We start from the raw sequence: 26,467 nt of genomic DNA on the forward strand, positions 1-26,467 counted from the left end.
TAAAACACCCGGTCTATGGTTGGCAAAAGCCTCTTGCATTCACAGAAAAAGTGCCCGTTCTGGACGGGCACTTTTTTCTATTTATAATGAAATGCGGGCCATGAATGTAATTTCTTCTGTTTCCATTAAATATTGTTTCATGTTGTCTTCTAATGGTAAATCAAAGCTCAAAACCATGATGGCTTCACCGCCAGCTTCTTTTCGGCCAACCTGCATGGTTGCGATATTCACATCGTGATCACCTAGGACCTTACCTACGTTACCGATTACCCCAGGTTTATCGGTATGCTGGATATAAAGTAAATTCGATTCTGGTTGAAAGTCGATTTTGAAACCATTCAAACTTACAATTCGAGAACCGTAATTTTCGATATAGGTTCCACTGATTGTTAATTCACGGTTGTCACCTTTTACTTTAAGGCTGATCAAATTCGAGTAACCTAAAGAATCCGTAGAGATTTTTTCACCAACGGTTATGCCATGCTCTTTTGCGATCAACAAGGCATTCACTTCATTGACTGATGCATCGACTCTTAATCTGAAAAAGCCAGAGATTAGACTTTTTGTAAGAATCGCTGTATCGAAATCCAATGATTCTCCTGCATACGTAACGGAGATTTCCTGAATGCCTTCATTCATGCACTGAGAAGCAATGGATCCCATTTGCCGAACAAGTTGATAGAAAGGCTGTACCTTTTCAAACACTTCTTTAGATATGGATGGAAGGTTGATTGAACTTGAGACTGGGTTTCCTTCAAAATAGGTCAATACTTCCTGGGCAACCTGTACCGCAACATTTAATTGGGCTTCTTTCGTGGAAGCACCAAGGTGCGGTGTAGCAATGACGCTATCCAGTTCAAGCAGTTTATGGCCAAGTGGAGGTTCTTCGACGAAAACGTCCAGTGCCGCCCCTGCAACATGTCCTTCGACTAACATTTCATATAAATCATCTTCGTCCAGAATTCCACCACGGGCGCAGTTTAGTACATAAACCCCCTTTTTACAGGTAAGCAGTTTTTCTTTATTGATTAATCCTCTAGTATCATTCGTTAGTGGTGTATGAACTGTAATGATGTCTGCTTTAGGAAGCAATTCATCTAACGGCAGGGCCGTTACGGACATTTTCTTTGCACGATCGACTGTCAGGTACGGATCATAGACAATGACATCCATGCCAAACACTTTAGCACGTTTTGCAATTTCCCCTCCGATACGTCCAAAGCCAACTATACCTAATGTTTTACCGCGAAGTTCAGTTCCCGTATATGAAGAACGTTTCCACTCCCCATTCTTCAGTGAAGCATAAGCTTGCGGAATGTGGCGCATTAATGAAGCCATCATCGCAAATGTATGTTCAGCTGTTGAAATGGTATTGCCGTCAGGTGCATTAACCACGACAATCCCGCGTTTTGTCGCTGCCGGGATGTCTATGTTATCAACACCGACACCAGCGCGTGCTATAATTTTTAATTGCGGCATACGGTTCATTAAATCTTCCGAAACCTTCGTTGCACTTCTCACAAGAATTGCATCGATCCGATCTAGTTCGTTTGCAGCTTCCTCTACGGTTTTCTGAATGAGATGAATATTGGATGCCTCTGATAGCGGTCCAAGTCCTTCTGGTTTAATGGCGTCTGCTACTAAAATCCGATACACGTCTAAACACCTTCCTAGGGAAAAGAATTATCTTAAATTTCAGTTAATTTTACAATTGAAATGCTGATTATGTCAATTTGGCTTATCTGGATGTAAGCGCTTAATAACAGGATTTTTCATCTGATTTTTTGATTAATATCGTGATATAAATGGCTTCGTCTTCTTTTGCATAATATAAAAAAATTTTCGCTTATTTGTTTTAAACCATTCATTGCTTACGATCGATATTCATCCTAAATGCATTAATCGAGAGAAAATGCTATCAAAAAAAAGGAATTTCAGATATAATGGGAAGTATAAAAATTTTATAGGTCTATCTTCGGGGCGGGGCGTAATTCCCCACCGGCGGTGATGAAGGAATTTCTTCTTCTAAGCCCGCGAGCCTTACAAGGCAGGATTTGGTGTGATTCCAAAGCCGACAGTATAGTCTGGATGGGAGAAGATGGAGGTTCCTGAGTGCGTTTCAACAGTTATTTGCTGAACGTTTGTTTGATGCAGCCTTTAATTTATCCCTTTAATTCTATTGGAATTAAAGGTTTTTTATTGAGCATCAGCATATTTTGGAACCCAAACCTCTTTTTCAGGTAGATCGGAAAAGAAGGAGAGAGAACTATGAATAAGAACAAAGTGAAAAAAACGGTCACACTTGCGATGATGGGAAGCATTTCTTATTTATTGATGCTTTTAAATTTCCCGTTTCCGGGATTCCCGCCTTTTCTCAATGTCGATTTTAGCGACATACCAGCACTGATGGCGGCATTGATTTTCGGTCCGATGGCTGGAATTCTAGTCGAGTTCATTAAAAACCTTTTGGATTTAGTCATGACTGGGACCATGACTGCTGTACCTGTGGGGCATATCGCTAACTTCATAGCCGGAATACTGTTTGTCTTGCCAACTTATTATGTATTTAAGAAAATCAATTCAAAAAAAGGGATGACGTTCGCTTTACTTGCGGGGACGGTTTCCATGGCAGTATTCATGAGTGTTTTAAACTATTTTGTCTTTTTACCGGCATATACCTTCTTTATGGGATGGGATGCAATGTCGGCGCCAGAGTCAAGAAAGTTCGTTACGACGGCAATCTTGCCTTTCAACGTGATTAAAGGCGTGCTCATCACATCTGTATTCATGTTGCTGTTCATTAAATTACAGACATGGATCAATAAACAAACATTATATAAAAATGCTTAACGGCATTGACGATAGAAATGAAAAAACAACCGGATATCCATATTCGGTTGTTTTTTTATGTTTGTTTTTTTTGTATGAGACAAAAGAAAAAGCCATTCTCGATAGAAAATGGCTTGTACCGTTATTCGAATTTTAGTGCGTCTCCGTCAAATGCTTCGTCAGCAACTTTAATGGAATCCGTTGGGCATCCTTCAAATGCATCCATCATGTCGTCTATAAGTACATCTGGAATTTCAACGATTCCCTCGTTATCGTCAAGGGTAACAAATGCAATCCCTTCGTCATCATAATCATATATATCTGGTGCGGCTGCTCCGCAAGCTCCACAAGCTATGCATGTTTCTTTATCCACAATAGTAAATTTAGCCATGAATATAACCCCTCCTAAGTTGATTAACAACTGATAATCTTTTTATTTCAGATTATTATCTCTTTCTTATTGTAAGACCGAATGCCAAACTTTTCAATAGAAATTGTATTGATAATAACTATCATGTAGCTGAATGTCAACGAAAAGCATCGAAATTATTAACTTGGTTCTTTCCATGGTTCGTCATTTAGTCACATATTTTTCCTTGTATTCATCAATAATAACGGCGATTTTTGCAGTTTTTTGTTACAATGGGGTTATTGGTTAAATGAAACAAGGATGTGAGTCCCATGAATAATTATCTACAGGCCATCATTCTATATGCGATAAAAAAATTTCAAGGCGAACGTTCCATTTATGCTATATACCATATGCTTCAGGGTAAGAAATCGTCACAAACAATCCAGGATGCCCATTTATTCGGCTTAACGGATATTTTTGGGACAATACCCCGATTTACCCGTCAGCAATTAAATCAAAACATTGAACATTTACTTAAGCATGAGATGATTGATTTAACGGATAAATCAGATGCGTATGAAATTAGTATGCAAGGTGAGGGAATGTTAGGCGATTACTTTAAAAAATATCCTTTTCCGGCGTATATAAATGGTTGGAAGTATAACAATATAACCCCGGTTTTCTGGGGAAGGTTAAACTTACTCATTCAAACCATATCCCATATTGTCCACAATGAAAGACGTTTTTATCCGATTCAACGAAATCCCAAAATCCAATACTTCGTAAAGGAATTTTTACATGTCAATCGTCAGGATCGAGCGGTGATTGCCCAACATCTATATGATGAACTGGTATTCCTTTTAGAAAGTCAAAGTGATATGAAACGAGACATTTTCATATTGAGGTTAACCGGAATAAACAGGATTGGACTTACGTTTGAACAGATTGCAAAAAGGAAAGAGATAGAAGAAGAGTATGTTCGCTTTACATTTCTTGACACATTGCATCAAATGCTTGCAGAAATGGAATCGGGAAAGGATTACCCGCTCTTGTCATCATTAACCAATGATTGGAAAAGTAGTGGGAATCCTCAATTGACACAATCCACAAAAACAACTTTACGATACATCCAGGAAGGGAAAAATCTGGATGAAATAGCTGGAATCCGCAGATTGAAGGTCAACACCATCGAAGATCACCTCGTGGAAATTGTCTTATCGGAAAAAGATTTTCCGATTTCCGATTATGTAACTATCGAGGATGAGAGGGACATTGCTGAAGCTATTAAGGAACTTGGTACGAAAAAGCTTAAAGCAATCAAGCAAATGGTCGATAATAAACAAATAAGCTTTTTCCAAATAAGACTTGTACTTGCGAAAATAGGTGAGTGATGATGAACATAGAACGGGTCCTCAAAGAAAAATTCGGATTTAATGAATTCCGCCCTGGACAAAAGGAAGTGGTTGAATCATTGATGTCCGGCCGTCATACCTTAGCGATGCTCCCAACCGGATCAGGTAAATCATTATGTTACCAGCTGCCTGCTTATCTCTTAAATAAGACTGTTCTAATTGTTTCCCCGTTATTATCTTTAATGCAGGATCAAGCAGATCAGCTGAAGATGAGCGGCGAAAAAAGTGTGTTGACCCTCAACTCTTTTTTGACGCTAAATCAAAAAAGGAAAGCTTTTGACCGGTTACATAGTTATCGTTTTATCTTTTTATCCCCTGAAATGCTAAGCCTGGACGGAGTGATAAAATCCTTGAAATCCATAGACATAGGTTTATTCGTCATAGATGAAGCACATTGCATCTCCCAATGGGGGTATGATTTCCGTCCGGATTATTTGAATTTAGGAGAAGTGAGGCGTGAATTGAACAATCCGTTGACTCTTGCCCTGACGGCAACTGCAACCGATGAGGTCCGGAGGGACATCGTTGGTAAACTCAACATTGGGCAGGCCAAGGAAATTGTCTCATCTGTTGATCGGGAAAATATTGCAATTATTGTCGAGCGGATGTTCAGCTACGATGAGAAGCTAGCCCGTGTGCTGGAACTTGTCAAGAAATTTACCGGAAGCGGAATTATTTATTTTTCCTCTAAAAAAGTGGCGGAATCAGTCACTGGGTTTTTACAGGATAACGGGATCGATAGTGTCAATTATTATCACGGTGGAATGGAACAGGAGCAAAGGATGCTCATTCAGCAGCAATTCATTTCCGGCCAGTTGAAAATTATATGTGCGACAAGTGCTTTTGGAATGGGTGTGAATAAATCGGATGTCAGATATGTTGTCCATTTTCATATCCCGTCCACGATGGAAGGGTATCTTCAGGAGATAGGCAGGGCGGGACGAGATCGGAAACAAAGTGTGGCTGTCTTATTATATAGCGAAGGGGATGAAGGGCTTCCCCTGCATTTGATGGAGCAACAGTTGCCTACGGATTCGCAAATCGATGGTGTATGTTCTTTCCTTAATGCATCACACAAAAATATGGCGAATTTGACCCTCACGGAAAAAGATCAGCTGTCTCAATCCTTTTCGTTGAACGAAACCCAGCTCCGTTTTTTTACGCAGCTTATCACGGGCAATAACCTAGATCAAATGGAAGAGATGAAAGAGTATTGTCAAAAGAGAAAATCAAGGAATCAGGAAAAGTTGTATAAATTCCTTCACTGGATATATGCCCAGGAATGTCGCCGTTTAGGGATACTGGACTACTTTGGAGAAATGCATCGGGAAGTGAATCCCATCTGCTGTGATATTTGTGGGATGGATGTCGAAAAAATGGCTGATGTATGGCCGGAAGTGAAGATGGATCCGGTGAATTCCTTTTCCACTTGGAAAAAGGAATTGGCTTATATCTTATTAAAGAAGGAAAATGGCAATGAAAAATAAGCAAGCTGAAATAATTAAACAACTTACAGATAAACAGTTGCTATATAATTTGTTTCTTACGCAAATTATTCTCTTAACGTTAGCCATCTTTTTAGGTATTATTTTATTTAAAGACCGTTCAGCTTTTTTCGACTTATTTATCTTTGATGACCTGAACATTTTGCTAATTGGAATTCCCGCTGGAGTCATTGTCGTGTTATTTGACATATTGTTTATGAAAGTGACACCATCATCCTATCAGGATGATGGAGGTATTAACGAACGCATTTTCAGTAATTTGTCATACCCGATGATTTTTGCCGTAACTTTAGTGGTTGCGATAAGTGAAGAAGTATTATTCCGCGGAGTGCTGCAAACACATTTTGGTTTGCTTCTTACGAGCCTGATTTTTGCAGCCGTTCATTATCGTTACCTTTTTAATTGGTTTTTATTTTTAAATGTTTTGGTTTTGAGCTTCTTTATCGGTTTTCTATTTGAAATGACCGATAATCTCATCGTGACGATAACAGCCCACTTTTTAATTGACTTTATCCTTGGTATTTTAATCAGGAACAAAAAGCAAAGAGGGTTTAGCAAGAAAGGGGGTGACTTGAATGAGCCGAGTGCAAAAGAATGAAAATGAAAACGATCAGGCTGGTGAACTCCGTTCGCGAATAGAACGTCAGAAGGCCAAGTCCTCATTGCCCAAACGGAGCAAAGTCCACCAGAATAAAAAGAAAAAAAGTAAAGTGAAGAAGTTCCCAATGATACAATTATTAGCATTATTTTTCATTTTACTTCCAATTGGATTTTACACCCTTTATACATATCTGCAGGGTAGGCCTGTACCTGTTGTGAAAAGTGACCAAGTCGTCTTTAGTGAGGAATCGATTCCAACTACAGCTACTGCAGATGATTTAAATGAAAAAGAATCGGCAAAGGCTAAAGCGGAGAAAGAAAAAGAAGAAGCTGAGGAAAAAGCCAAAACGCAGAAAGAAGCTAAGGAAAAAGCTAAAGCGCAGCAAGAAGCTGAGGAAAAAGCCAAAGCTCAGAAAGAAGCTGACGAAAAGGCCAAAGCACAGCGAGAAGCTGAGGAAAAAGCCAAAGCACAGCGAGAAGCTGAGGAAAAAGCCAAAGCACAGCAAATAGCTGATGAAAAAGCAAAGAAGGCAGAAACAGAAAAGCAAAAGGCTTCCGAAAATGTTCAAGCTGCGAAACCGGATAAAGAGGGATACAAAGTTGTCTTACATACTGTTCAAGGTGAAGAAACATTATTTCGCATTTCCATGAATTACTACAAATCACAGGAAGGGATTGCTCTGATCAGGGAGTGGAATGGGCTGAATGGCAATGAAATTTCCAAAGGTCAGGTATTGAAAATTCCTATCAAGAAATAACGATGGCACTCTGTCTTTATAGGCAGGGTGTTTTTTAAGATTGTATGAACTTAGTTCAGTTTAAAGGTAAACGTGACAGGTACTTTATCATTTTTTCCTCTGCTTTTTCATATCATGATTTGAAAGAGCAGAGGAGGAAATGCGATGGAATCGACAATCATTTTATTGGATGAGAAAACGGATCAAGCAACAAAGCAAATGCTGCAGAATGTCGTGGATCGAAAGAAAAAATTCGAGGCACTTAAAAAGAAGCACCTTCAAAGCTTATGGGCAACCATGATCGTTGCTGCCCTTTTTATGATTTATCTATATTTTTATATCGTTGTACCCTATTCCTATTCCTTTTTCAGTATGTTTAGTGTTTTCGTCGACCATTTTAGCCATTTTCTTTTTTTGGCTGCAGCAATTGGTTTATATGGATATATGGTATTAATTAAAAAAAAGCTTGATAAAGCTGAAAAGGAGTTTCAACTGCTACGCTGTGAAATCATTAATAAAAGTAAGCAATTGTGGGAAAAAGAGGAAGAATGGAAAAGCCGCCATAAGGTTTTTGAAATGATGAAGAAGAATTATGATATTAACTTATATCATGAAAATAAATGATGATCGCGTTAAATCATATTTAATTGCGGGTAATATGGTTTTATGGTTATATGAAAGTACGTTTGGGATAAGGATGGAAAGAAGGTTTAACTTAGATGTTATGGTTATCTGGATTATTTTTAGTCATCATTATGCTGTCATTTGCCACGATCATTTACATGTGGCGTACGGCTATGCAAGATAGGGTGATTTATCAAGACTTATATTTTAAAGACTTTCCTGAAGGCTTTGGAGATGTTCGGATCTTTTTTATATCCGATCTTCATCGGAGGATCGTTGCGGATAAATTAATTGAGGAATCTCGTGACAAGGCAGATTTGGTGATAATCGGCGGTGACATTAGGGAAAGCGGTGTTCCCTTAGAGCGTGTAGAAAAAAATATATTGAAACTAAAAGAACTTGGTCCCCTTTATTTTGTTTGGGGTAATAATGATTATGAAGGAGACTTCCATGAACTGGATGCGACTCTTTTGAAACATGGTGTGAAAATCCTTGATAATACAGCTGTTTCTTTTGAGTCTCAAAATGGCAGCAAAATCGCTCTTCTGGGCATTGATGATATATCGGAAGAACGTGATAGGCTTGACCTTGCCTTGTCGGATTGCGGGAATGAAGACTTTCGTATTTTGGTGAGCCATAATCCATTGGTCAAGAAACAGTTGACCCCGGAACACCATATTAGTCTTGTCCTGTCAGGTCACACCCATGGCGGGCAGATTCGTATATTCGGATTCGGGCCCTATCAGATCGGCAGCATTGAAAAAGAGGGGGACTGTTTATATATGACGAGTAATGGTTATGGGACAAGCGCAGTGCCATTAAGGCTCGAGGCAAAGCCGGAAACGCACCTCTTCACCCTGAAAAGGGGGAAAGACACTAAAATAGGCGAAGCTGAGGAAAAGACCTATTAGGCTGCTATTAATCGAACATATCGGAATTTTACAGACCATGAAAAATCCACTATAATTTCAACAAATGATCGTACAGTTATTGGAGGCCTTGTAAAACCATGCAAGAAGGTAAATATAATATAAAGGCAGTTTCAAAACTGCTGGACATTCAGTCGGGAACCCTTAGGGCTTGGGAAAGGCGCTATAAATTTATCGAGCCTGTCAGGAATGAATCGGGGCACCGTCTGTATACTGAAAAACATCTGCAAATCCTTAAGTGGCTCATCAATAAAACAAAGCAAGGTTTTACAATAAGCCAAGCCGTTTCACTTCTCGAAAGTACTGGCACTCTAGCTCCTGGAGTTCCTGAAACGAACCGAAAGAATGAACAAGCGATTAAGTTATCGGAAGAATTAATCGAAGCTCTATTGAATTTCAATGAAAATAAAGCTCATATGCTGATAAGCCAAGCATTCAGTATGTATACCATCGAACAAACCATAGTTGATGTACTTGGCTCCATATTGGTTCAGATTGGGGATAAGTGGGAAAGGGGAGAAATTACTTCTGCTCATGAACACTTTGCTTCGAACATCCTGAAATCCAGGATCAGTTCAGTTATGCATACCATTCCGACTAATGGTTTTCTGCCGAAAGCCCTTACTGTTTGTGCTCCCGGTGAAAAACATGAATTTGGACTGTTGGTCTTTACCGTTTTTTTGAAGAGGAAAGGGTATGAAACCATTTATTTAGGTGAATCCATTGCTGATAATGACCTTCTTGCCGTTTTAAACATCATAAAACCTACTTACCTATTCATGTCATGTTCACTGAAAGAGAATCTTGATGGAACATTTAGGCTGGTTGAAACATTAATAAAGGATTTCCCGGATTTGAAGGTGGGTCTTGGCGGTGCGGCGCTAAGCTTCATTTCCGCTGAAAACCGTACGGCTTTCAGCGGAGTTTTAATGGGGGACACGCAGTCGAAATGGGAGGAATGGCTGAAAGGTTAAGGGCGGCCTGCTTAAGAGAAATAATGGATATGCACCCTGCGACCAAGGCTTCATATGATGTATGAAGATGGTAACCAGGGGGCATTTTTTTATGAAGCTGGAGCGATTAACTAATAATAAAATCAAGATTTTTTTGACCCTTGATGATTTAATTGATAGAGGCATAACAAAAGAAGATATTTTAGGGAATTCCTTAAAGGTCCACAAGCTATTTCAGGATATGGTCGAGGAAGCGTGCGAAGAACTCAGCTTTAAAATGAGTGGCTCCATTGCAATTGAAATTTTCTCTTTGCCTGCACAAGGGTTGATAATCATTGTGACAAAGGACGAAGAGGAATTATTGACTGACGAAGAGGAATTCTTGGATTTACAAGTGAAAATAGATGACTTCCCCCATATCCTGTATGTTTTCAGTGACTTTGAAGATATCGTCCAATTATGTCGTAGATTATCTTTTCAAGGATTGCTTAATAGTACTCTTTATCATTTTGAGGGAAGATACTATTTGCTTATCGAAAATGTTAAAGACACGACCTATGACACGGTCATATCTTTAGCTGCTGAGTATGGCCATGCATCTACATTGACACTAAGCCGCATCAATGAATATGGAACTTGTATAATAGAAAATGAAGCGATACATGTTTTGCTCACACATTTTAGCTGATGAAAAGGCAGCCACATTATGGTAAAAACAATGTGGTTTGCCTTTTTTGTCTCAACTTTCCGCCGAAGAAAATATACGCTAAAAGAGTGAGAAAACAGTTGATATGATAACGTTTTCATTTTTAGAATATTTCCAACTTTTAAATTCCCATTTTTACTCTTGCATTAATGTAACGAAGGTGTATACTAGCACATGAAGAGGACTATTTGTACATTATAATTTTATATATGGAGATTTTCTAGGAGGTACTTTCAATGGAATCGGCAAAAGGCAATAGCCATGTAAATGAAGAAGAAAAACACGACGTATTGAGGTCTACCCAAACTGTAATACATAAAGCTTTGGATAAGCTGGGTTACCCGGAAGAAGTTTTTGAGCTGTTGAAGGAACCATTGCGTTTATTAACGGTGAAGATACCGGTCCGCATGGATGATGGCTCGGTTAAAATTTTCACGGGTTACCGTGCACAGCATAATGATGCTGTTGGGCCTACAAAAGGTGGTATCCGTTTTCACCCGAATGTAACGGAACGTGAAGTGAAGGCATTATCCATTTGGATGAGCTTGAAATGCGGTATCGTTGATTTGCCATACGGCGGCGGTAAAGGCGGTATCGTTTGTGATCCTCGTAATATGTCATTCCGTGAACTTGAAAGGCTGAGCCGGGGCTATGTTCGCGCAATTAGCCAAATCGTGGGGCCGACTAAAGATATCCCGGCACCTGATGTATTTACGAATTCCCAAATCATGGCTTGGATGATGGATGAATACAGCCGTATGGATGAATTCAACTCGCCAGGATTCATTACGGGTAAACCGCTAGTGCTTGGTGGTTCTCATGGCCGTGAATCAGCCACTGCCAAGGGTGTGACGATTTGTATCAATGAAGCTGCCAAGAAGCGCGGCATCGATATTAAAGGTGCACGGGTAGTCATTCAAGGTTTTGGTAACGCAGGTAGTTTCTTAGCTAAATTCATGCATGACGCAGGTGCTAAAGTTATTGGGATTTCTGATGCATATGGTGCTCTTCATGATCCTGAAGGATTGGATATCGATTATCTTCTCGATCGGAGAGATAGTTTCGGAACTGTAACGAAATTGTTTAAAACCACAATTTCAAATAAAGAACTGCTTGAATTGGAATGTGATATTTTAGTTCCGGCTGCAATTGAAAACCAAATCACTGAAGAAAATGCTGCTGATATCAAAGCATCGATCGTTGTCGAAGCAGCTAACGGACCTACAACGATTGAAGCGACACAAATCCTAACGGATCGCGGAATCCTGCTTGTTCCTGATGTCCTTGCTTCTGCGGGCGGTGTAACGGTTTCTTACTTCGAATGGGTACAAAATAATCAAGGGTATTACTGGTCTGAAGAAGAAGTTGACGAAAAGCTGGAAAAAATCCTTGTAAAATCTTTTAATAACATTTATGAACTTGCACAATCAAGACGTGTTGATATGCGTCTAGCAGCTTATATGATTGGCGTAAGAAAAATGGCTGAAGCTTCTCGCTTCCGTGGTTGGATCTAAAAGATTCAAATCAAGTATTGATTTATAGTTAAAATCATGTTCATTGCATTATCATTGAAATGATTTGTAAAAACTCCTATCATGTATTGATAGGAGTTTTTATTTTTAGACGAACGAATTACATAGTGCATGGAAAGGCAGTGGAATAAAGATGAATGTTGAAGAAGTCATTATCATAGGTGGGGGCCCTTGCGGATTGGCTGCTGCGATCGCTCTTAAAGAAGTGGGAATACAGTCCTTGGTCATTGAAAAAGGCAATGTGGTTGATTCCATTTACCGTTATCCGACACATCAAACATTTTTCAGTTCGAGTGAAAAACTTGAGATTGGTGATATTGCTTTTATAATCGAAAACCGTAAACCGGTCCGCAATCAGGCGCTAGCCTATTATAGGGAGGTAGTCAGAAGGAAGGAATTGCGGGTCAATAAATTCGAAAAAGTGGAAAAGGTGGAGAAACGAGAAGATGGGAAGTTTTTAGTCAAGACATCCAAAGGGGAGTATACAGCTTTGCATGTGATCATATCGACCGGTTACTATGATCATCCTAATTATATGTGCATACCGGGTGAACAGCTCCCTAAAGTGTTTCATTACTTCAAGGAGGGCCATCCCTACTTCAATTGTGATGTTGCAGTCATCGGGGGCAAAAACTCAAGTGTGGATGCAGCTCTGGAATTGGTCAAATCAGGTGCAAGGGTTTCAGTCCTTTATAGAGGCTCGGATTACTCTCCAAGTATCAAACCTTGGATTCTTCCTGAATTTGAATCATTAGTCCGCAATGGAACCATCAAGATGGAATTTAATGCAAATGTTGACAGGATAACGGAAGACAGCGTCATCTATCATGTGGGGGATGAGGAAAAAGTCATTAAAAATGATTTTGTATTTGCAATGACCGGTTACCATCCTGACCATTCCTTTTTAGCATCAATGGGCATTACTATTGATAAGGAGACTGGAAGGCCCGCATATAACGAGGAAACGATGGAGACGAACGTTAAGGGTCTTTATATTGCAGGGGTTCTGGCAGCCGGAAATAATGCGAACGAAATCTTCATCGAGAACGGCAGGTTTCATGGTGGATTGATTGCCTATCATTTGGCTGTTAAAGAAAAGTGAATTATTTAAATGAGGAGCAGTGACCGTATGGAAAAAATATCATTAATAACCACTGGTGGGACTATTGCCAGTAAAGAAACTGTGAATGGTATGTTGGCCTCTGGTGCATTGACTGGCCATGAGCTGGCAGCACTTTGCGAATTGCCCAAAGATATTGAGGTTAAAGTGGTTGACCTTTTCCAGATTTCAAGCATGTCCATGTCCTTTGAGAAAATGCTACAGCTTAAATCAGCCATTCAAAAGGAATTGGAGGATCCGGATGTTACGGGAATCGTCGTGACCCACGGTACGGATACACTTGAGGAAACGGCTTATTTCCTTGATGTCACGAGTAAGGATCAACGACCTATCGTATTAACCGGATCCCAACGATCTCCTCAAGAGGTGGGCACAGATGTATATTCCAATCTAAGGAATTCGATTTTATGCGCTGCAAGTGATCTTATTAGGGATGTTGGTGTAGTGGTCGTTTTTAATGAGCGGATCTATTCTGCAAAGTATGTCAAAAAAGTTCATGCTTCCAATTTGCAGGGGTTCGAATCTTTTGGCTATGGGTATTTGGGGATAATTGACAATGATGTCGTCAGCATCTATCAAAAACCTTTGCATAGGGAGTGTTATGATATTCAGAATCTTATCCCAAGGGTGGATATCATCAAGTGCCATACAGGAGCTGATGGCCTCTTTATTGATGCTGCGGTTGCAAACGGTGCGAAAGGAATTGTGCTCGAGGGTGTAGGAAGGGGACAAGTTACCCCTGTAATGGTTACTTCCATACAAGCTGCAATCGATAAAGGAATTACGATCATCATGACCACAAGTGCAGAAGAAGGAAAGGTTTACCCCGCTTATGATTATGAAGGCAGCGCATTTGATTTAAAACAACGCGGTGTGATATTAGGTGCTGATTATGACAGCAAGAAGGCTCGAATCAAGTTAGCTGTCATGCTGGCAAGCGAGAACGATATAGATGAGACCTTCTTTAAGTACTGAAGGATAAAATAAAATTTGGAAGACTTGATTCTTGGATTCAGTTTTTCTTCATTCCATGGTACGATTAAGGAAAAGAAGATGAAAAGAGGGTCAGCTAATGCTGGTCATGTTGTCAGCGGCTATTGCGCCAGGATTGGCGCTACTGAGCTATTTCTATTTGAAAGATCAATATGAAACCGAACCGATATCGGTTGTGGTCAAAACATTTTTATTCGGTGTATTTCTTGTATTGCCGATTATGTTCATACAGTATGTGCTCGAAACCGAACATATCCTGGATACTGATTTAGCAAATGCTTTTTTATGGGCTGCACTGCTTGAGGAATTCTTCAAGTGGTTCATACTCATTTATGTTATTTATCAGCATGTGGCATTCGATGAGCCATATGATGGGATTGTTTACGGAGCTGCAGTCTCCCTTGGATTCGCCACAATGGAGAATATTTTGTACCTGTTGGCCAACGGGGTGGAACACGCTTTTCTCAGGGCGGTACTACCTGTATCCAGTCATGCTTTGTTCGGTGTGATCATGGGATATTATTTGGGCAAGGCGAAATTTTCGGCTTCGAATAATAGGGTCTATTTATTATTGGCATTGATTATACCGATTTCGTTACATGGGGTTTACGATTATATTTTAGTTTCCCAAAAATTTTGGGTGTACTTTATTATGCCATTCATGGTTTATCTATGGTGGTTAGGCATGAAAAAAGTAAAGAAAGCACGTTTGTTGTCTGACTTTCACGCAAAAAAACTTTCACAAAATCATTACCTTAGCAAATGACGAATACTATCAAAACGGAGTGCTGGCATATTTTGCCCGCTCCGTTTTTTTTATGTTGGGAATAAAAAGATCGGTAAAGAAGAAAATAGAATTACATTAATTCAAGAAAAAGAGGAGTGTTTTTGATGAAAGGAATTTCGTCAAAATGGAAATGGCTTTTGCTGTTTTCGTGTATAACTATTTGTTTCGTAATTTACCCGGAAACAAGAACAAATGCCTTTTCGGGCCAAGTCATTCAAAAGGGTGCGGTTGGAGATGATGTAATTGAGCTGCAGGCACGCCTGCAAAACATCGGTTACTATAAAGGAAAGATTGATGGAGCCTATGGATGGGGCACTTATTGGGCACTTCGAAACTTTCAACAAGATTACGGGCTTCCAATCGATGGTTTGGCGGGTACAACAACAAAACAGAAGTTGACGAATGCGTCTAATTTCAATAAACAATTTGTTCACGAACAGATCAATAAAGGGAACGAGTTCACCTATTATGGGGGAGTCCCCATTGAAAAACAGGTAAAAGCGAAAGGAAATAAATCTACTTCCGGAGGGGCCGCTACCGGTAAGGCCCCTTCCAAAACTACGACATCAGCCAATCTTCCAGGAGGATATTCTCAAAACGATATTCAGCTGATGGCCAATGCCGTTTATGGAGAGGCACGAGGGGAGCCATATACTGGTCAGGTTGCTGTTGCAGCAGTAATTCTGAATAGGGTGGAAAGTGCTGCCTTTCCTAATACCATTTCGGGAGTGATTTTTGAACCTGGGGCCTTTACGGCTGTTGCGGATGGGCAGATTTGGCTGACACCGAACGAAAGGGCGAAAGAAGCCGTGGTGGACGCCATCAACGGGTGGGATCCAAGCGGTAATGCAGAATATTACTTTAATCCCGATACAGCAACAAGTAAATGGATCTGGTCAAGGGAACAAATTAAAAGAATCGGAAAACATATCTTTTGTAAGTAAAGAGGTGAAGGAAAATGATCAGGAATATAGTGATTGCCCTGCTTGTTGTAGTTGTTGCGGGAACTGCATTCTGGGGCTATCAAGAGCATAAGGAAAAAAATGCAGTATTAATCAACGCGGAAAATACGTATCAGCGAGCCTTTCATGATTTAAGCTATCAAGTGGATATATTGCATGATAAGGTCGGCAGTACTTTGGCTATGAATTCACGTTATTCATTAAGTCCGGCTTTAACAGATGTTTGGCGTATCACTTCAGAAGCCCAAAGTGATGTCGGGCAGTTGCCATTGACCTTGCTTCCTTTTAATAAGACAGAGGAATTTTTATCCAAGATTGCGGACTTCAGTTATAAAACAGCGGTACGTGACCTTGAAAAAGAACCATTGAATGATAAGGAATATGCGACTCTACAATCCTTGTACACACAGGCAGGCGATATCCAGGGCGAGTTAAGAAAAGTGCAGTATCTAGTCCTTAAAAACAATTTAAGATGGATGGATGTCGAAATGGCTCTTGCATCAGGGAAAGAAAATTCTGATAACACGATCATCGATGGATTAAAGACTGTAGAGAAAAAAGTATCTGGGTACGGGGAAACGAATGAGATGAATCCGACCTTTACTTCTGCACAACAGAGGGATGAAAATTTCAAAAATTTGCAAGGTAAAACCATTACAAAAAAAGAAGCAATTGCCACGGCAAAAAACTATGCACACTCAAAAAGCAAGAATTTGAAGGTGAATGTGGAAGAGAACGGAAAGGGTTCCGATTTTGGATTTTATAGTGTGAGCATCCTCGATAAAGATTCCGATACCGAATTGAATATGGATTTGACAAAAAAAGGCGGCTACCCCATTTGGTATATCAATAATAGGGACGTGAACAAAACAAATATTGATTTGAATCAAGCCTATACAAAAGCCGAAGAATTTTTAAAGGAACATGATTTCAGTTCACTTGAATTATTTGAGAGTGCTCAATACGATAATATCGCATTATTGAATTTCGTAACATCAGAAAATGGCGTCAAGATTTACCCAGATTCAGTCAAGGTCAAAATTGCATTGGATGATGGATCCGTTATAGGGTTTTCAGCCGACGAGTATTTAAAATCACATAAAACCAGGGAAATAGGGAATCCGAATATATCCGAGAAAGAAGCTAAAGACAAAATCAACAATAATGTAAAAATAATGGAAGAAGGAAAGGCGTTAATCATCAATGATATTGGTGAAGAAGTTCTTTGTTATGAATTTCTCGGTACGATCAAAGATGATACCTACCGTATTTTTATTAATGCAGATACCGGTCAAGAAGAAAAGGTGGAAAAATTAAAGAATTCCGAACCGGTATACGAGAATATAATTTAATTTAAACTATTGTCATGAATCATTGGTTGTAGGGAAATGTGCTTAGTCACTTTCCCTTTTTCTTATTTCATGACATAATAAATTAAATGAATATTGGATTATTTGGGAAAATAACAGGTAATATTATGCAGTTTCCTTCCGATCAAAAAGGACGTGGATGATGATGGTTAAAATTGGGGATATATTAATGCTTGAACCGAAATACTCTCAACAGAAAGAAAAGTTCAATTGTATGGTTGTCGAAATGGGACCGGGTTATGTCTATACCGACTTTCCCATCAATGTCGGGACTGGAAAAATTGCATTTCTCATGGATGGGGCACAGTTCAACGTCACATTTACCAATGAAGAGCAGGCAGTTTATGTATTCGATTCAGAAGTGCTTGGAAAAGTGAAAGGGAGAATACCCATGATGCAGCTATTGCTGCCCGAATCAGGAACGTTTGTGAAAATCCAACGGAGGCAATACGTGCGCCTGGATGTAACCTTGGATACAGCCATTCATCCAGAACATTCCGAGTTTTCCCCTTTTCGCGCATTAACTGAGGATATCAGTGCGGGCGGAGCTTCGATAAGGCTTTTAAAAGGCACTGATATTCAATCGGTTTCGCAATTATACCTGTGGGTGGCGCTTACGTTAAAATCAGGTGAGATTCATTATTTAAGGCTGAAAAGCAAAGTCATTCGCGTAACGGAGAAAAAGCATGGAAATATGCTGCTGCACGTCCAATTTCTTGAACCTGCAAAAAAGGATGTACAGACATTAATGAGATTTATATTTGAAAAGCAGGTGGATTTAAAGAAAAAAGGCTTGTATGTTTAACAAGATTGAATGAAAAACAGCGATTCCATCCATACTGCTAATATAAACGGATGGAGGGTGCGGCTTATGAAAACATTTGAAAGACTATTAATTAAAGTGATCATCATCCAATTGGCCTGCTTATTTGTTTTCCAGTTCCTTTTGAGCAGGGAGGATCAAATCTTTGATTTGACCAAGCTCTCAAGGTATGAAGGTGTCACCAGCAATAATTATACGAAAATCATTGAAACATTCAATGGGACCCAAAAGTAAAAGCGGTGATCCGCTTTTTTTGTATGAAGATTTACAGGTAAAGAATAACGTTGATGGCTGTAGCGATCAAAAAAAGAACAAAGTTTATTTTGAAAGTGCACATCCCTTTTATTAATGATTTTCCCGTTAGTTGTGATAAAATGAAAGGGTACTAAATAATCAGCATGATTGTAGGATTCTTGGGAGGATTTATGGAAAAAAAATTATCAGTCGCAATCGATGGACCAGCTGCTGCTGGAAAAAGCACGGTTGCTAAAATTGTCGCAGAAAAGTTCAATTACATATATGTGGATACAGGAGCAATGTACAGGGCCCTTACCTATAAGGCCCTTAATCAAAAGATTCTTCTTGATGATGAACAAGCATTATCAAAAGTTCTCATCAATACTGAAATCGAATTAAGACCTAGTGAAAACGGACAGCTGGTGTTCTTGGATAATGAGGACGTGACAGCCCAAATCAGGAACAATGAAGTGACCGGTTCCGTTTCGGAAGTGGCGAAGCACCGGAGTATCCGGGAAGAATTGGTTCGCAGGCAGCAAATCTTTGGTGAAAATGGCGGTGTCGTCATGGATGGCAGGGACATCGGTACGCATGTTTTGCCGAACGCCGAAGTAAAGGTTTTTCTAATCGCTTCTGTGGATGAAAGGGCACAGAGGAGGCATCAGGAAAATATATCGAAAGGTTTTCCATCAGATATCGAAAAATTAAGGGAAGAAATCGCAACAAGGGACAAACTGGACTCCGAACGCGAAGTATCGCCACTGAAAAAGGCGGCGGATGCTATCGAAATCGATACGACTTCATTATCGATTCAGGAAGTTGCAGAAAGAATCATGTCTTTAATAGAAGAGAGGAAAAGATGACATTGGATTTTTACACATTTGCCAAGAACGTAGTAAAAGGCATTTTAATGCCTTCGTTTAGGGTTAAAGCGCTCGGAAAGGAACATTTCCCTAAAGAGGGCGGAGTATTGATCTGTGCCAATCACATTGATAATCTGGATCCGCCCATAGTTGGCATGACATCTCCAAGGGATATCCATTTCATGGCGAAAGAAGAGTTGTTTCAAGCACCTATTTTAAAGGGTATATTACCAAGAGTAAATGCATTTCCCGTGAAGCGGGGCAATAGCGATCGGGAATCCCTTAGAAAAGGTTTGAAGCTTTTGAAGGAAGGCAAGGCGATTGGTCTGTTTCCAGAGGGAACCAGAAGCAAAACTGGTGAATTGGGAGAAGGTTTGGCGGGGGCTGGATTTTTCGCGTTGCGTTCTGATGCCGTTATCATACCGTGTGCAATCATCGGCCCTTATAAATTTTTGCGTCCGTTGAAAGTCGTTTACGGTCCTCCAATAAATTTTACCGAATATCGCGAACAGAAAATATCAGCTGATGAAGCTACAAAAATCATCATGGACCATATTCGGAAATTGATTTCCGAGCATAAATAGTCCTTCATACTTGACAATTTTCTGATTTTGTTAGAATTTATAAAATAAGGGTATTGTTCCTTATTGCAGATGAAAAGGAATATAACTTTATTACTCTAAAAAAACTGTTTTTATCTTTATTAGGAAAGTGTTTTTATTGAACCACTTTAAATAAAATATGTGGCCGATGAAGAGGAAATTTGCTGATCAGTCATGGGTTAAGGAGGAGTTAGTAATGACAGAAGATATGAACCAGGTAGAAGTGAACAATTACAAAGTTGGGGATCAAGTTAGGGCAACCGTTTCAAAGGTAGAAGAAAAACAGGTCATGGTCGATGTGGAAAACAGCAAGACGGATGGAATCATACCCATCAGTGAGCTTTCAAGCCTGCATGTCGAAAAGGCGTCAGATGCCGTTTCGGAAGGTGATGCATTGGAGTTGGAAGTCATTAAAGTCGAAGAAGAAGCTCTCATTCTATCAAAACGTAAAATTGATGCTCTTAAAGCATGGGATGACCTGGAATTGAAATTTGAAAATGGAGACGTATTTGAGGCAGAAGTTAAAGATGTCGTCAAAGGCGGGCTCGTTGTAGATCTAGGCGTACGTGGTTTTGTTCCAGCTTCTCTAGTAGAAGACTATTTCGTTGAAGACTTTTCTGATTACAAAAACAAAACTTTAACATTCAAGATCGTTGAGCTTGAGAAAGACAAGAATCGCTTAATCCTCTCACATCGGGCAGTGGTCCAAGACCAAAAGGAAAAGCAAAAAGCAAACGTTTTGGATAAGATTGAAAGCGGGCAAGTGCTTGAGGGCTTGGTCCAAAGGATTACTGATTTTGGTGCATTCGTGGATATTGGGGGCGTAGACGGCCTTGTCCACATTTCCCAGCTTTCCCATCAGCATGTCGACAAGGCATCCGATGTCGTTTCCGAAGGGGATAAGGTACAGGTGAAAGTGCTATCCATCGATCGTGATAATGAAAGGATTTCACTTTCCATTAAGGATACCCTTCCGGGACCTTGGGCAGGAATTGCAGATAAAGCGGCCAAAGGCTCTACACTGGAAGGTACCGTGAAACGCCTTGTTTCTTTCGGTGCTTTCGTGGAGATTTTTCCAGGGGTAGAAGGACTTGTCCATATTTCACAGATATCGCACAAGCATATTGCCACCCCGCAGGAAGTACTTAAAGAAGGCCAGTCTGTCAAAGTGAAAGTGCTGGAAGTCAATGAAACGGATCAACGTCTATCATTGAGTATTAAGGAACTTGAAGAACCTCAGTCCAATTACAACACATCAGATTATGAGCTCCCAGAGGAATCGAAGGGCTTTCAGCTAGGTGAAATGATCGGTGATCAATTGAAAAAACTAAAATAAAATAATAATGGTGATGGCCTTGGAGAGAAAACAACGAAAATTAGATCATATAGAATTTGCGCTAAAGACAGGACAGCAACATAAAACCGGGCTAGAAGATATTTCGTTTATTCACCAAAGCTTACCAGGTATTTCCTTGAATAATGTGAACCTCACAGCAGAAGTTGGCGAACTTGAATTAAGTTCGCCAATTTTTATAAATGCCATGACCGGAGGCGGAGGACCTGAAACCGAAAAATTGAATGGTGACCTAGCCATTGCGGCACGGGAAACAGGAATCGCCATGGCGGTAGGATCGCAAATGGCAGCCATCAAGGATTCCGCCCAGCAAGCTTCTTTTAAAGTTGTAAGGAAGGAAAATCCTGATGGTGTGTTGATTGGTAATCTCGGTGGTGAAGCAACAGTCGAACAGGCTAAGCGGGCAAGCGAAATGATCGGGGCCAATGCCCTTCAGATTCATATTAACGTCATTCAAGAATTGACGATGCCTGAAGGGGACAGGGATTTTGCGGGTACCCTTTCGAGAATAGAAAAAATCAACAGTACGATCGGAATTCCTGTCATCGTAAAAGAGGTTGGATTTGGGATGAGTATGGAAACGGCGCGGCAATTACATTCCGTGGGTGTTTCGATCATTGATGTAGGCGGGTTTGGCGGAACGAATTTTGCTAAAATCGAGAATGAAAGACGAGCAAAAATACTCGGATATTTTAATGAATGGGGCATACCGACAGCCGCTTCGATTGTCGAAGCCGTTAATGTTTCACCACAGCTTTCAGTCATTGGGTCTGGTGGCATTCAAAGCCCTTTGGAAATTACAAAAAGCCTGGCATTAGGAGCCAAAGGAGTCGGGTTGGCCGGACATTTCCTCAAAATCTATAAAGAGTTGGGCTTGGAACAATTGATTAAAGAAATACATTACATACATGAAGATTTGAAGGTCATCATGACTGCACTCGGGTGCGGTAATATCCCAGAACTAAGGAAATCGAAATTAGTCATCAAAGGAAATACCTATCATTGGTTATCTCAAAGAGGCATTGATTGTTCAGCATATGCTAAATGAATGACCAAAAAAGGAAGCATCTCAATTGAAACGAAATTGAGATGCTTCTTTTTGTTTAGGGATAGACTTAACTATTCCTTTTTCGTGCCTCTTCAGGTCCTTCCATCCTTGTTGCTCCTTTATGACCCAGTGATTGGTCCCTGTCAGACTCCACGCGTTTACTCTCTTTCAATTTCTTCTCTTGCCGATCTTTTCCCATGTTCACACCTCCTTTTAATTGATAAGGGGAAGTTTTTCCTCATTAAATGCCGTGCTTTATGTTTATACTTTGAATAAACCAGCCATAATGTTCCTAAAAGGGGGACACTGCATGGATGGAATTATATTTTATTGGATTTCATGGATAGTTTGGGTCATTGGCATGTTTTTTATTCCGAAAACGGTTCCCTTTCGTTTTGATTTTCTTTTTCATCTATTAGCCGTTATGGTATTAGCGGGCTATAAATTGGAGACTCCATTGGTTTCCGTTCATTTGAGCGGTCCATACCTTTTCTTTATACTGTGTGTATATATTAGGAAGAAATCAATCATCAAGATGATGGAACTGATCAGCGGAAGTCTTATTATCACTCTCGCTTATGCCAGCTTTCAACTATTTTCTTTACTTGATCCGATATGGCTAATCATGAAGCCCTCTTATCTTTTGTGTATTTTCCTGAATTATCTTATCCTATTACTTTTTAAAAATTGGAAACATCGATTGTTCGTCCTTTTAATTGGGCTGATGATGGGAGATATCATATATTCTGGATTACTTGCTTACCACTCTTTACCTTATGTGGCCCTTGCTTACGCATGGCATGATAATGCAGTTCTGGTATTGGGCACAAACATATTGTGGAGAATGTTGGAAATGGTTGGCCAATACATTTATTTAATATCCCAATCGAAATTTTTATCGAAACAAGGAAAAGAGAATTTTAATCAATGAAGAGTATGGTGAAAAATGATATGGGGTATTAGCCGCTTTATCAAAAGGCAGAAGTATAATTGGAACCAATTGGAATTAGAAGGCTTTTATTCATACAATCATTGTTGATTCGCGAGAAATTTGTTACTATAGGATAGTTAGAGGTCTGTAGATAAATCGTAAAATGCTCTAAACAATTTAAGAGGAAGCCGTATGTCGAAGCTTTCTTCATTTTTTTGGGCTGTTTATAATCAAGTTTGTGCATGTAGGGGTTCTGCTTCACGTCACATTAGGAACCGGGGCGTCAAGTGGACAAACTGCCCGTGAATACTTGATGAGTTTAACTGAACATCAGTTAGGATTTTCTTACTGATGAAAGATTCCTTTAAATGATGATGGATACAGCCTTTTCCTTTAAAAGGAAATGATGAAAATCAATAATGCAAAGCAACCGTTATAAATGCATTCATGAATTTCGTGACTTTGACAGAGATATAGTAGCAGAAAGGGTGAATAGCAATGCCAAAACCGGTAATTGCGATAGTCGGTCGTCCGAACGTGGGAAAATCGACAATCTTTAATAGAATAGTTGGAGAACGGGTTTCGATTGTCGAAGACGTTCCTGGAGTAACCCGGGACAGGATTTATAGTTCTGGTGAATGGTTGACACATGATTTTAACATAATTGATACAGGTGGAATTGATATCGGTGACGAGCCGTTCCTGGAACAAATTCGCCAGCAGGCTGAAATTGCCATCGACGAAGCTGATGTGATAATTTTTATGACGAATGGTCGTGAAGGGGTAACGGCTGCTGATGAAGAAGTAGCTAAGATACTCTATAAATCGAGAAAGCCAGTTGTCCTTGCAGTAAATAAAGTTGATAACCCAGAAATGAAAGATCAAATTTATGATTTCTATGCGTTAGGTTTTGGGGATCCATTCCCGATCTCCGGGTCTCATGGACTTGGTCTTGGTGACCTTCTGGATGAAGCGGCCAAACATTTCCCTAATTTCAGCGGCCAGGATTATGCTGATGATGTCATTAAATTCAGTTTGATTGGAAGACCGAACGTGGGTAAGTCATCTCTGGTCAATGCATTGTTAGGTGAAGAACGTGTCATTGTAAGTGATATTGAAGGTACGACTCGCGACGCGATTGACTCTCCTTATAAATATAATGGCAAAGAGTATGTCATTATTGATACAGCAGGGATGCGGAAAAAAGGTAAAGTGTATGAAAGTACGGAAAAATATAGCGTACTTCGTGCATTAAGGGCAATTGAGCGTTCAGACGTTGTTCTTGTGGTCCTGAACGCAGAAGAAGGTATTCGTGAGCAGGATAAAAAAATTGCCGGATATGCCCATGAAGCGGGTAGGGCTGTCATCATCGTCGTCAATAAGTGGGATGCCATCGAGAAAGATGAAAAAACGATGAAGGATTTTGAAGAAAAGATCCGTGCCCATTTCCTATTCTTGGATTATGCGCCAATCATTTATCTTTCAGCCTTAACGAAAAAACGGACACATACCTTAATACCGGTCATTGATCAGGCTAGTGAGAATCATGCTATCCGGGTTCAGACAAATGTCTTGAATGAAGTGGTCATGGATGCGGTTGCGATGAATCCGACACCGACTCATAATGGCAACCGTTTGAAAATTTATTATACGACTCAGGTAGCAATCAAGCCGCCAACTTTCGTTGTATTCGTTAACGATCCAGAGTTATTGCATTTCTCATATGAGAGATTTTTAGAAAATCGAATTAGGGATGCCTTTGGTTTTGAAGGAACACCAATACGAATTTTTGGACGCCAGAGAAAATAGTAAAGGTGGTTATATCATGGTGAAAGATAAAGAAAGTATCGCAGTGATTGGAGCTGGGAGCTGGGGAACTGCTTTAGCGCTCGTAATCGCCGATAACCAGCATGAAGTGAGATTGTGGGGACATAATCAGAAACAAATCAATGAAATAAATCAAAATCATACGAATGAAAAATACTTGCCTGGGATTGAATTGCCTATGGGGATTAAAGGTTATTCTTCCCTTAAGGAAGCGCTGGCCGGGATTGAAATAATTATTTTGGCAGTTCCGACCAAAGCCTACAGGGAAGTGCTTGGTCAGATTGAAGAGGTTCATGATAAACCATTGACAATCGTTCATGTGAGTAAGGGAATTGAACCTGATTCACTGCTTCGTATATCGGAAATGATCGAAGAAGTCTCTTCGTCTGAATGGCTTAAGGATATAGTGGTTCTTTCAGGACCGAGCCATGCTGAAGAAGTAAGTCTCCGTCACCCGACAACAGTTGCCGTTTCTTCAAAGAATATGAAGGCTGCCGAAAGGGTTCAGGACATCTTTATCAATAATAATTTCCGTGTATATACAAATCCGGACATGGTTGGTGTTGAAATCGGAGGGGCATTGAAGAACATCATTGCTTTGGCTGCCGGCATTACGGATGGTTTAGGCTATGGGGACAATGCCAAGGCGGCATTAATGACACGGGGATTGGCTGAAATATCCCGTTTAGGGGTGGCCATGGGGGCTAACCCACTAACGTTTTCAGGTTTAGCTGGGATTGGCGACTTGATCGTCACTTGTACAAGCGTTCATTCCCGTAATTGGAGAGCTGGGAATATGCTTGGTAAAGGGCAAAAGCTTGAAGAAGTTTTGGAAAACATGGGTATGGTCGTTGAAGGTGTCAGAACCACTAAAGCTGCCTATCAACTAGCCCAAAAGTACGAAGTGAACATGCCGATCACAGAAGCCTTGTACGATGTTTTATTCAATGGGGAAGAAGTGAAAAAGGCTGTTGACCTTTTGATGAATCGTTCAAAAACGAATGAGATGGAAGAACTTTATAACATATTGGATAGCAGGCAGCAGGATTAACCTCCAATTTGTTGGTTTTCATAAAAGAATTTCATTAAATTAGGCATTTGATGATGCGCCTTGCCGTGTATCAGCATACAATGCAACGAAAGTAAACTAGTAATTTGACCTCGGCACGGGGGATTTAGTCAAATGAGCAGAAGATATCCAGATATCTTCTGCTTTTTTTTTATGGTCAAAAAATCATCGGATTTCATTTAATTTATGAATATTTGAATAGTTTATTCAGTATTGCATAAAACATTCTACAAATTTCCTTGTTTTTGGTTAAAAATCGACTATTTTTTTTGGTATGAAAATTGCGAAGTATAATATGACCA

The 26,467-nt window shown here is 39.9% G+C and carries 27 protein-coding genes and 1 riboswitch; of the genes, 24 read left to right on the top strand and 3 right to left on the bottom strand.

Annotation, left to right across the window (positions count from 1 at the left end; translation table 11 throughout):
- Positions 1 to 81 precede the first annotated feature (81 nt).
- The gene (gene serA, locus ACQKFG_RS06375; protein ID WP_427557148.1) at positions 82 to 1,656 is read right to left on the bottom strand and encodes a phosphoglycerate dehydrogenase; all 1,575 of its coding nucleotides are present in this window, start codon (positions 1,654 to 1,656) and stop codon (positions 82 to 84) included.
- Positions 1,657 to 1,967: 311 nt separating this feature from the next.
- Positions 1,968 to 2,104, top strand: a riboswitch (FMN riboswitch).
- Positions 2,105 to 2,268: 164 nt separating this feature from the next.
- Between serA and ACQKFG_RS06380 the strand changes: the two genes are divergently transcribed.
- A complete protein-coding gene (locus tag ACQKFG_RS06380) occupies positions 2,269 to 2,850 on the top strand; it encodes an ECF transporter S component (RefSeq protein ID WP_192205378.1) in 582 nt (193 codons plus the stop codon).
- Positions 2,851 to 2,971: 121 nt separating this feature from the next.
- Here ACQKFG_RS06380 and ACQKFG_RS06385 read toward each other — a convergent pair whose 3' ends face one another.
- On the bottom strand, positions 2,972 to 3,220 hold the full coding sequence (locus ACQKFG_RS06385; RefSeq protein ID WP_034308087.1) for a ferredoxin: 249 nt from the start codon (positions 3,218 to 3,220) through the stop codon (positions 2,972 to 2,974).
- A gap of 290 nt (positions 3,221 to 3,510) precedes the next feature.
- Between ACQKFG_RS06385 and ACQKFG_RS06390 the strand changes: the two genes are divergently transcribed.
- The 20 genes from ACQKFG_RS06390 to fni all read left to right on the top strand — a co-directional run bounded on the left by ACQKFG_RS06390 (position 3,511) and on the right by fni (position 22,338).
- Positions 3,511 to 4,572, top strand: coding sequence for a helix-turn-helix domain-containing protein (locus ACQKFG_RS06390; protein WP_192205377.1), 1,062 nt, complete (start codon positions 3,511 to 3,513; stop codon positions 4,570 to 4,572).
- A gap of 2 nt (positions 4,573 to 4,574) precedes the next feature.
- Positions 4,575 to 6,080 (top strand): RecQ family ATP-dependent DNA helicase, encoded by a 1,506-nt coding sequence (locus tag ACQKFG_RS06395; protein WP_427557153.1) that lies wholly within the window; start codon positions 4,575 to 4,577, stop codon positions 6,078 to 6,080.
- Positions 6,070 to 6,696 carry a CPBP family intramembrane glutamic endopeptidase gene (locus ACQKFG_RS06400; protein WP_192205375.1) on the top strand — a complete coding sequence of 209 codons (627 nt, stop codon included), beginning with the start codon at positions 6,070 to 6,072 and terminating at the stop codon, positions 6,694 to 6,696. The genes ACQKFG_RS06395 and ACQKFG_RS06400 overlap by 11 nt, the downstream gene beginning before the upstream one ends.
- Positions 6,674 to 7,456, top strand: coding sequence for a LysM peptidoglycan-binding domain-containing protein (locus tag ACQKFG_RS06405; RefSeq protein ID WP_427557156.1), 783 nt, complete (start codon positions 6,674 to 6,676; stop codon positions 7,454 to 7,456). The genes ACQKFG_RS06400 and ACQKFG_RS06405 overlap by 23 nt, the downstream gene beginning before the upstream one ends.
- A gap of 144 nt (positions 7,457 to 7,600) precedes the next feature.
- A complete protein-coding gene (locus ACQKFG_RS06410; RefSeq protein ID WP_063233188.1) occupies positions 7,601 to 8,059 on the top strand; it encodes a YpbF family protein in 459 nt (152 codons plus the stop codon).
- Positions 8,060 to 8,154: 95 nt separating this feature from the next.
- Positions 8,155 to 8,970, top strand: a complete 816-nt coding sequence (locus tag ACQKFG_RS06415) for a metallophosphoesterase (protein ID WP_192205373.1) — start codon at positions 8,155 to 8,157, stop codon at positions 8,968 to 8,970.
- Positions 8,971 to 9,068: 98 nt separating this feature from the next.
- The gene (locus tag ACQKFG_RS06420) at positions 9,069 to 9,962 is read left to right on the top strand and encodes a MerR family transcriptional regulator (protein ID WP_427557160.1); all 894 of its coding nucleotides are present in this window, start codon (positions 9,069 to 9,071) and stop codon (positions 9,960 to 9,962) included.
- Between the two features lie 91 nt (positions 9,963 to 10,053).
- Positions 10,054 to 10,629, top strand: coding sequence for a genetic competence negative regulator (locus tag ACQKFG_RS06425; RefSeq protein ID WP_192205371.1), 576 nt, complete (start codon positions 10,054 to 10,056; stop codon positions 10,627 to 10,629).
- 254 nt (positions 10,630 to 10,883) lie between these two features.
- The gene (locus ACQKFG_RS06430) at positions 10,884 to 12,161 is read left to right on the top strand and encodes a Glu/Leu/Phe/Val family dehydrogenase (RefSeq protein ID WP_192205370.1); all 1,278 of its coding nucleotides are present in this window, start codon (positions 10,884 to 10,886) and stop codon (positions 12,159 to 12,161) included.
- A 151-nt stretch (positions 12,162 to 12,312) separates the two neighbouring features.
- A complete protein-coding gene (locus ACQKFG_RS06435; protein WP_192205369.1) occupies positions 12,313 to 13,281 on the top strand; it encodes a YpdA family putative bacillithiol disulfide reductase in 969 nt (322 codons plus the stop codon).
- Positions 13,282 to 13,308: 27 nt separating this feature from the next.
- On the top strand, positions 13,309 to 14,274 hold the full coding sequence (locus ACQKFG_RS06440; protein WP_427557165.1) for an asparaginase: 966 nt from the start codon (positions 13,309 to 13,311) through the stop codon (positions 14,272 to 14,274).
- Between the two features lie 97 nt (positions 14,275 to 14,371).
- Entirely contained in the window at positions 14,372 to 15,058 is a 687-nt protein-coding gene (gene prsW / locus ACQKFG_RS06445) for a glutamic-type intramembrane protease PrsW (RefSeq protein ID WP_427557168.1), read from the top strand.
- 134 nt (positions 15,059 to 15,192) lie between these two features.
- Positions 15,193 to 16,023, top strand: coding sequence for a spore cortex-lytic enzyme (gene sleB / locus ACQKFG_RS06450; RefSeq protein WP_427558206.1), 831 nt, complete (start codon positions 15,193 to 15,195; stop codon positions 16,021 to 16,023).
- 14 nt (positions 16,024 to 16,037) lie between these two features.
- On the top strand, positions 16,038 to 17,393 hold the full coding sequence (gene ypeB, locus ACQKFG_RS06455) for a germination protein YpeB (RefSeq protein ID WP_427557170.1): 1,356 nt from the start codon (positions 16,038 to 16,040) through the stop codon (positions 17,391 to 17,393).
- Positions 17,394 to 17,553: 160 nt separating this feature from the next.
- Positions 17,554 to 18,216 carry a flagellar brake protein gene (locus tag ACQKFG_RS06460; RefSeq protein ID WP_427557173.1) on the top strand — a complete coding sequence of 221 codons (663 nt, stop codon included), beginning with the start codon at positions 17,554 to 17,556 and terminating at the stop codon, positions 18,214 to 18,216.
- Positions 18,217 to 18,282: 66 nt separating this feature from the next.
- Positions 18,283 to 18,468, top strand: a complete 186-nt coding sequence (locus tag ACQKFG_RS06465) for a YpfB family protein (protein ID WP_192205363.1) — start codon at positions 18,283 to 18,285, stop codon at positions 18,466 to 18,468.
- A gap of 191 nt (positions 18,469 to 18,659) precedes the next feature.
- Positions 18,660 to 19,334, top strand: a complete 675-nt coding sequence (gene cmk, locus ACQKFG_RS06470) for a (d)CMP kinase (protein ID WP_427557176.1) — start codon at positions 18,660 to 18,662, stop codon at positions 19,332 to 19,334.
- 2 nt (positions 19,335 to 19,336) lie between these two features.
- Entirely contained in the window at positions 19,337 to 19,918 is a 582-nt protein-coding gene (locus ACQKFG_RS06475; protein WP_192208331.1) for a lysophospholipid acyltransferase family protein, read from the top strand.
- A gap of 214 nt (positions 19,919 to 20,132) precedes the next feature.
- Complete coding sequence (rpsA, locus tag ACQKFG_RS06480) at positions 20,133 to 21,272, top strand: 30S ribosomal protein S1 (protein WP_192205361.1); 1,140 nt, start codon at positions 20,133 to 20,135, stop codon at positions 21,270 to 21,272.
- Positions 21,273 to 21,285: 13 nt separating this feature from the next.
- Complete coding sequence (gene fni / locus ACQKFG_RS06485; protein ID WP_342614113.1) at positions 21,286 to 22,338, top strand: type 2 isopentenyl-diphosphate Delta-isomerase; 1,053 nt, start codon at positions 21,286 to 21,288, stop codon at positions 22,336 to 22,338.
- Positions 22,339 to 22,405: 67 nt separating this feature from the next.
- Here fni and ACQKFG_RS06490 read toward each other — a convergent pair whose 3' ends face one another.
- Complete coding sequence (locus tag ACQKFG_RS06490; RefSeq protein ID WP_192205359.1) at positions 22,406 to 22,537, bottom strand: YpzI family protein; 132 nt, start codon at positions 22,535 to 22,537, stop codon at positions 22,406 to 22,408.
- A gap of 111 nt (positions 22,538 to 22,648) precedes the next feature.
- On the opposite strand from ACQKFG_RS06490, the gene ACQKFG_RS06495 reads away from it, so the two are divergent.
- The 3 genes from ACQKFG_RS06495 to ACQKFG_RS06505 all read left to right on the top strand — a co-directional run bounded on the left by ACQKFG_RS06495 (position 22,649) and on the right by ACQKFG_RS06505 (position 26,147).
- Positions 22,649 to 23,269 carry a YphA family membrane protein gene (locus ACQKFG_RS06495; RefSeq protein ID WP_427557181.1) on the top strand — a complete coding sequence of 207 codons (621 nt, stop codon included), beginning with the start codon at positions 22,649 to 22,651 and terminating at the stop codon, positions 23,267 to 23,269.
- A gap of 498 nt (positions 23,270 to 23,767) precedes the next feature.
- Entirely contained in the window at positions 23,768 to 25,078 is a 1,311-nt protein-coding gene (gene der / locus ACQKFG_RS06500; RefSeq protein WP_192205357.1) for a ribosome biogenesis GTPase Der, read from the top strand.
- Between the two features lie 16 nt (positions 25,079 to 25,094).
- A complete protein-coding gene (locus tag ACQKFG_RS06505; RefSeq protein ID WP_192205356.1) occupies positions 25,095 to 26,147 on the top strand; it encodes an NAD(P)H-dependent glycerol-3-phosphate dehydrogenase in 1,053 nt (350 codons plus the stop codon).
- Positions 26,148 to 26,467 lie beyond the last annotated feature (320 nt).

It is taken from the genome of Peribacillus sp. NPDC076916 (assembly GCF_050269675.1).
Lineage (GTDB): Bacteria > Bacillota > Bacilli > Bacillales > DSM-1321 > Peribacillus > Peribacillus aracenensis.